Annotated in this window: 9 protein-coding genes; 4 read left to right on the forward strand and 5 right to left on the reverse strand. The window is 37.5% G+C overall.

The window, feature by feature from the left end; translation table 11 throughout:
- Nucleotide 1: 1 nt before the first annotated feature.
- Entirely contained in the window at nucleotides 2-265 is a 264-nt protein-coding gene (locus AAY47_RS07220) for a CcdB family protein (RefSeq protein ID WP_047768335.1), read from the forward strand.
- An 8-nt stretch (nucleotides 266-273) separates the two neighbouring features.
- On the opposite strand, the gene AAY47_RS07225 is transcribed toward AAY47_RS07220, so the two are convergent.
- The 3 genes from AAY47_RS07225 to AAY47_RS07230 all read right to left on the reverse strand — a co-directional run bounded on the left by AAY47_RS07225 (nucleotide 274) and on the right by AAY47_RS07230 (nucleotide 1,545).
- Nucleotides 274-555 (reverse strand): helix-turn-helix domain-containing protein, encoded by a 282-nt coding sequence (locus AAY47_RS07225; protein WP_047768336.1) that lies wholly within the window; start codon nucleotides 553-555, stop codon nucleotides 274-276.
- 263 nt (nucleotides 556-818) lie between these two features.
- The gene (locus AAY47_RS21670; protein ID WP_235428310.1) at nucleotides 819-1,055 is read right to left on the reverse strand and encodes a hypothetical protein; all 237 of its coding nucleotides are present in this window, start codon (nucleotides 1,053-1,055) and stop codon (nucleotides 819-821) included.
- A 310-nt stretch (nucleotides 1,056-1,365) separates the two neighbouring features.
- Nucleotides 1,366-1,545, reverse strand: coding sequence for a hypothetical protein (locus AAY47_RS07230; protein ID WP_047768338.1), 180 nt, complete (start codon nucleotides 1,543-1,545; stop codon nucleotides 1,366-1,368).
- Between the two features lie 279 nt (nucleotides 1,546-1,824).
- Here AAY47_RS07230 and AAY47_RS07235 point away from each other — a divergent pair, with 279 nt between their 5' ends.
- Both AAY47_RS07235 and AAY47_RS07240 read left to right on the forward strand, forming a co-directional pair.
- Nucleotides 1,825-2,745, forward strand: coding sequence for a hypothetical protein (locus AAY47_RS07235; protein WP_047768340.1), 921 nt, complete (start codon nucleotides 1,825-1,827; stop codon nucleotides 2,743-2,745).
- Between the two features lie 40 nt (nucleotides 2,746-2,785).
- Nucleotides 2,786-3,142 carry a DUF1240 domain-containing protein gene (locus AAY47_RS07240; RefSeq protein ID WP_047768348.1) on the forward strand — a complete coding sequence of 119 codons (357 nt, stop codon included), beginning with the start codon at nucleotides 2,786-2,788 and terminating at the stop codon, nucleotides 3,140-3,142.
- Between the two features lie 26 nt (nucleotides 3,143-3,168).
- Here the strand turns inward: AAY47_RS07240 and AAY47_RS07245 are convergent, their stop codons facing one another.
- Nucleotides 3,169-3,648: an Hcp family type VI secretion system effector gene (locus tag AAY47_RS07245; protein WP_047768342.1), complete on the reverse strand. Its 480-nt coding sequence runs from the start codon at nucleotides 3,646-3,648 to the stop codon at nucleotides 3,169-3,171.
- A gap of 277 nt (nucleotides 3,649-3,925) precedes the next feature.
- Entirely contained in the window at nucleotides 3,926-4,615 is a 690-nt protein-coding gene (locus AAY47_RS07250; protein WP_047768344.1) for a replication initiation protein, read from the reverse strand.
- 798 nt (nucleotides 4,616-5,413) lie between these two features.
- Here AAY47_RS07250 and AAY47_RS07255 point away from each other — a divergent pair.
- Nucleotides 5,414-5,650 (forward strand): type II toxin-antitoxin system CcdA family antitoxin, encoded by a 237-nt coding sequence (locus AAY47_RS07255; protein WP_047768347.1) that lies wholly within the window; start codon nucleotides 5,414-5,416, stop codon nucleotides 5,648-5,650.
- Nucleotides 5,651-5,702: the final 52 nt, after the last annotated feature.

Here is a 5,702-nt window from a genome sequence, read left to right on the forward strand (position 1 = left end):
GTTGCTGGATGTCACGAGCGATATTATCGGGCAGTTAAACCGCCGGATTGTTATCCCTCTGCTGCCTGTTGAAAAATATCCTGACGGTCGTCGCCCGGAGCGTATGATCCCGCTTATCAGGCTGATGGACGACAAAGAGTATGCGGTTATGACTCACGAACTGGCCAGTATTCCAGTCCGTGCTTTAGGAACGGAATTTTGCGACGCATCGCTGTACCGTAACCAGATTAAGGCGGCAATCGATTTTCTCTTTGACGGTTTCTGATGCCGCTCCTATCGGATTTCCTGGCTTATTTCCTGTGACTTATTACGAATTCTGCGTTCTATCAAACAGCCTTGTTCATCAAAATAGCGGCTGGGCCAGATCTCTGAAGGATGAATTTCGAGATAATTCGCAATAATCCATTCACCTTTAGGCCACGGTCTGCTGAAGGCATTTGCGAGTGTTGATGAACTGAGTCCGGTTTCACGGGAGAGCGCGGCTAAGGTTGTGCCACGTTTACGTAATGCAGCAATAATATCGGCCTGATGCCAGTCATTTTTAATGTTATTCATTCCTGCTACCCCTTCCATTAATTAATATTGATGGTGGCGATTCAGACAGGGTTTGCAATACCGGGACACTCATCCGGCGAGGTCGAAACCTCCCCTGCCTGAATCCCCATAAAAAAGGCGAATGCAGGCACACTGGTAGAAATATCCTACCAGTGAAGTGTCCACAGGGTTGCAAATCCCTGACCATTGGATTTTGCCAATAGCGGGAATACTTTAACTAATTGTTTTACTTGACTCAATAACTGAACGACTAAGTCCAACCGCTATAAACTCTTTCCACATAGCATTCTGGGGAAGAGCATCTTACAAATACCTAGCAAAAAGCGATCTCTGGCGCGCGACAGTGCCGGCAAAACAAGACCTGCTTTGCCCTTGACGGATATCTGTGCGCCAGAGTGAACGCAAGTTGAGGTATTGCGGGGTATCGGTTGAGTACGCTGTACTGCCGCCTGCATGAGCAGGTCATCCCCACTGGCAAAAACCAGCCTCGATATCGTCAAGTTCTCCTTTTTCAATCTCTAAAATGCAGTGTCAGATTCACTGTGTGGTTCGGCAGACGTGAGCCTGTCAGCGTTGTGTTGTCCTTTGGTTGCGGCGTCACTTTCAGCGGTAAACCGGCAAAAAGTGACGCCTTAAGATCCGTAATCGGTCAGACGAGGAAGTGGTACAGCGTTGAAATGCCAAAACGCCGCAAGGTTAAGAATCAGCGGTAACAATGAGTTAATTTTAGGTGTAGAAAACAGCCCGTTGAATATTACAAACAGGAATAATGAGAAACATGTGATATGTATATGACATGAAGTGCATAAATCAACGTTCGGCACGTTCAGGTGATAATAATAAAACCCGCTTTTGGGGGATTTTTTTGTTTAAGAAACTTTCATCGCCAGACGGTGGGTTATGTGTCCGGTGATATCTGCTTCCAAAAGTGCGCAGATGTACCGCAATGATTGCTCTCCCTTGCAGGCTACGGGAGTTTTGTTTTGCCACCCGAAGGCGATCCTGATAGGCAACGGATCATTTTTACAGAAAAAATATTAATGGTTAGGAAGAAAGGAGTCAAACCGTTGCTGTGATTTTTACATCAATTTACTTGTACATATGTGTAAATACATCATCTAGTTGAGTAGTTAAAAACAGAATATCTGGCTACACCGATAATTTGATCTAGTTCCCAATAATTCAGGAAAACTAAAGAAAAAGCAGGTTAATCCGATAAGATAAAAAAGTGAAATGTTAATTAACAATAAATATAAATGGAGTTATAAAATGAAATATGATCCACGATTAAGAACATGGGTTGAAGATGATTTTGACTATGCGTCTAACTACAAAAAAATAACGGATGATATTAATTATAGAGAACTTGAGAAACAACTAAATGAAAATATTGATTATTATGCATTACTAGATCAAAATGAAGCAATGATTTATTTGAATGAATTAGGTTCTGGAATAAAGGATAACATAAAATATGGTGTTGATATTATAAATAAAGATATTTTTCCAACAACTGATTTCTTTTCAAATTTTGCTGGAAATATAAAAGATACCCCTGCATTATTAAAAACCATTTGGCATTTCAAACCAACGAACATTGGGATGATGGCCTTTATAATAAATGAGTTAAAAGGAAAAGGAATTAAAGCTACTGAATATTTAGGGAAAGATGGAGTTAGATATATAAAGTTGTCTGGTTATCCAGCTATTAGACGGTATTTAAATGCGACAAGATATATCATTACTAACAAAAAAATAATGGATGTAGGAATAGGCACAGCAGCTATGGAAGGTAGTATTGTTAAAGGGATGAGATTTGGAATTATATTTTCCGCTGGATATAGAGCAGCTGAATTAATGCTTAAGGATGAATATGATTTAACTAATTTTGCTGTTAATTTCTCCATGGATGTAGCTAAAATAGTTGTATCTACGGCAGTAGCTAAGTTTGCTGTTGGGGCATTAGTAACTTCGCCAATTTTTGCTATTGGGGCTAGTGCTGCCGTTGTAGCCATAGGTGTTTTTGCTATTGGTCTTGGCATTGCAGCACTTTTATACTTTGTAGATGACCAATTTAAAATCAGTGAAAGCATAATTAAGAGACTTAAAGAGGGATATAAGGAGAAATCTCCTACACCTTACCACCCTGACCAACTCTTTAATTTATGGGGTAGATACTCACGTGGATAGTATAAGTAGATTAAAAGTATTTATAGTTGCAGTGGCGTTCATGTGCGTTGCTGTAATTCTTGGATCAGTATCAATATATGATTATATTTTATTTATAACCAGAAATGACATTGTTACTTTTTCAACCAAAAATTCTTGGTTTATTTGGGTTAGCCCACTATGTATGTATTTTTCGTTATTGTTATTCAAGTATATTTTAACTAAAAAACAGGTGATATTTAATAATAAAATAGGTGGGATATTTGGATTTCTGGCTGTAATAGGATTTGTGTTTAGCTTATTTCTATCTTTTTATGTTGATTTTAAATTAAAAAGTGAAAATTATACTACATGTAGCAAATCATCATGGATAGCTCCTAATAAGTATGTGAAAAATATATCATTATGTAAAGCATAGCTAAAAGCTATGCTTTACATACATACTTAATAAGTTCTATTTTCCCATATGCTATAAGCCGATGTTCCAGCTGTTATATGACTCCATGAGATTGACTTATAATTTAGTAAAACCCTTTCATGTGGCATTGCATCAAAATTATTTATAGAATGTGGGTATATACAAGAAATATCGGTAATAGTAGCCTCAGTTATTTTTACTTCATAGAACAATTCTAATTGTCCAGCTTGACTGGTTCTATAAAAGACAAATTTACCATTTAAAGATTCGTTAGAATCTATAGCCATAGCTAATAATGGAGAGGATTTATCTATTGGTTTTATAAATTGTATTGGCTGATGGCTGACATTTTGATCCCGCGCTATTGTGTGGTTCAAGCTCAGTACCTGTATTTCGTCTTCATGTCCGTTTTGATATCTATTACCTATTGAATCTGGAGTTGAACACCCAGCAGAAATGAGGCCTTGATTTTTACCATTTAAAGTTAAATAAATCATGTATGACATAAAAAATTACCATCCTAGTTTTTTCTTGGAAAACTAAACTACCACCGACTAAAGTCGGTGGGTTAGCGCAGCCAGGACTGACGACTTTCAGTCGTCAAACCGTCCTGTCTAAACGCGCATACGTCAAAATATTTAAGTTCAAGGTCACCGTCTAAAGACGGTGGTTTTAACCTTTCATATGGAAAAATAAATTAACATACATGATAAAATTACAATAGTGATTAAAAGCAAAAAATAGGTATTGAATTAGATTGATTGATAAATTAAAAATGATGACTCAAATCACCATTTTTATTTGTTTGTCTTCTTTAAATTGAAAATGCAAGGCTACTACAGTACGGCCGTTTTTTACTAATTCAACTAACACCATTAAATCACTTTTTTCATTTAATTCTTTCAATGCTGGAATTAATACTAACTGATTCAGTGACTTAAATGTTTTGTATTTATCATCTATCCCTAACATAGCGCGAAAATCATCTAGCTTAATTAAGCGTTCCCCTGTTTTTTTAAATTGCATTAGTAATTCATAAATTCTAATGCTATAGGTACGTTTTAAGGATGAGACATTTTTCACTGAAATAGCGGTAAATTGATGTGTTAACTGTGTTAAGTAGGGCATTATATAATCGGAAAAACTAATTTCCATTCTCCCTTCACCGTCAAAATATTTAGCTTTCCGTTGAATCCAACGTATTTCTTCCTTTTTATCTTTCCAGTTGATAATAATGGTTCTATCCCATAAACGTTCTACAGCTTCTTTCAAGTGGCGTTCTGAGTGTTTTCGACCCATATCAGGGAATGCTAGGTAAAATTCATTAGCAGTTAACTTAAATGTTTTTTTCGGTATTTCATCTTTCGGATTCAGCTTACCAATGCACACTAATAAAACCCGTTGTTCTTGCAATGTTAGTTTGTAACTAGCTTCTATCAGTGCATTCGATTTATAAGCAACAAGCTCACTCATGGAGATTCCTTGTTCATTGGTAAATTAGGAATAAAGATAAAAATAGATATTACCACAGATAAAGGCAATGTTTTTTTTAAATTTATTACCTTTATCTGTGGATATTACCGCAAAAAACATTGCCTATTACCGCAAAAAACATTGCCCATTACCGCAAAAAACATTGCCCATTACCGCAAAAAACATTGCCTATACTCGTTTAACTAATTGATTTTAAAAAGGAAAAACAGGCGGAAAACAAGAATAAAAACAAGAAAAACAAGTTAAAAAAAGACGCACCCTGTGGATAAATCAGAAAATATCGTCAGATCGATCACAAAAAAGATGTCGCCACTTTGCAGCTTCGTCTAATTTTGCCCTGGGCGCTACAAAACTGCTAAAAGGCCTCAGTCTCCGACGCTACACTATTGAGCACGATTCAGTCTTGTGCCTATAGGTTCGCTCCGCTCACGGCTTAGCAGGGCTGAGGAGTTAAATGCTCCCGATTTAGTCCCCCCTTCGTATCGGCTGTTTGATCCAAGATGATCCAAATTAATCCGAAGAGCAGCCTTCCATGCCCTCACGGGCATAAACCGCATGTAAGCCATTCTGAACCATTTTTATAACACAGGGATACATTTCCTTATCAAGAACAAGAAAACCGCTCAAAATTACTCTGAGGCGTTTTTAACCATGATATTTTTAATACAAAGTGATTACAGGGGGTCTACAGCAAAGGGAGAGGTTTTTATCGCCATTATAAACGTGTATTCCTATGTGTATACTACACGTAAACTTAATGACGGAGATTGATTCATCATGACAATCAAACAATGCCCTACACAGAACATCACAATGGCCGTAGAACGGGGCTTACTCAACCGAGCACGTGAAGCCGGTATTAATTTGAGTGCCACACTGACAACTGCGTTGGATATCGAATTACGTCATTATGAGGCACGGAAATGGCAGGAAGATAACCGTGACGCGCTGGAAGCATTGAACCGTTTCCATGATGAGCACGGTGGTTTCAGTGATGAATACAGGACATTTTAACGATGCAATTTACCGTTTACCGTAATACCGGAAGAAGCGCTATTTATCCCCT

It is taken from the genome of Xenorhabdus griffiniae, assembly GCF_001028135.1.
Taxonomy (GTDB): domain Bacteria; phylum Pseudomonadota; class Gammaproteobacteria; order Enterobacterales; family Enterobacteriaceae; genus Xenorhabdus; species Xenorhabdus bakwenae.

Bases quoted from the DNA above. Each gene is read 5' to 3' on its own strand.
- AAY47_RS07225 (WP_047768336.1), bottom strand. From the start codon at position 555: ATGAATAACATTAAAAATGACTGGCATCAGGCCGATATTATTGCTGCA.
- AAY47_RS07235 (WP_047768340.1), top strand. From the start codon at position 1,825: ATGAAATATGATCCACGATTAAGAACATGGGTTGAAGATGATTTTGAC.
- AAY47_RS07240 (WP_047768348.1), top strand. From the start codon at position 2,786: ATGTGCGTTGCTGTAATTCTTGGATCAGTATCAATATATGATTATATT.
- AAY47_RS07245 (WP_047768342.1), bottom strand. From the start codon at position 3,648: ATGTCATACATGATTTATTTAACTTTAAATGGTAAAAATCAAGGCCTC.
- AAY47_RS07250 (WP_047768344.1), bottom strand. From the start codon at position 4,615: ATGAGTGAGCTTGTTGCTTATAAATCGAATGCACTGATAGAAGCTAGT.
- AAY47_RS07255 (WP_047768347.1), top strand. From the start codon at position 5,414: ATGACAATCAAACAATGCCCTACACAGAACATCACAATGGCCGTAGAA.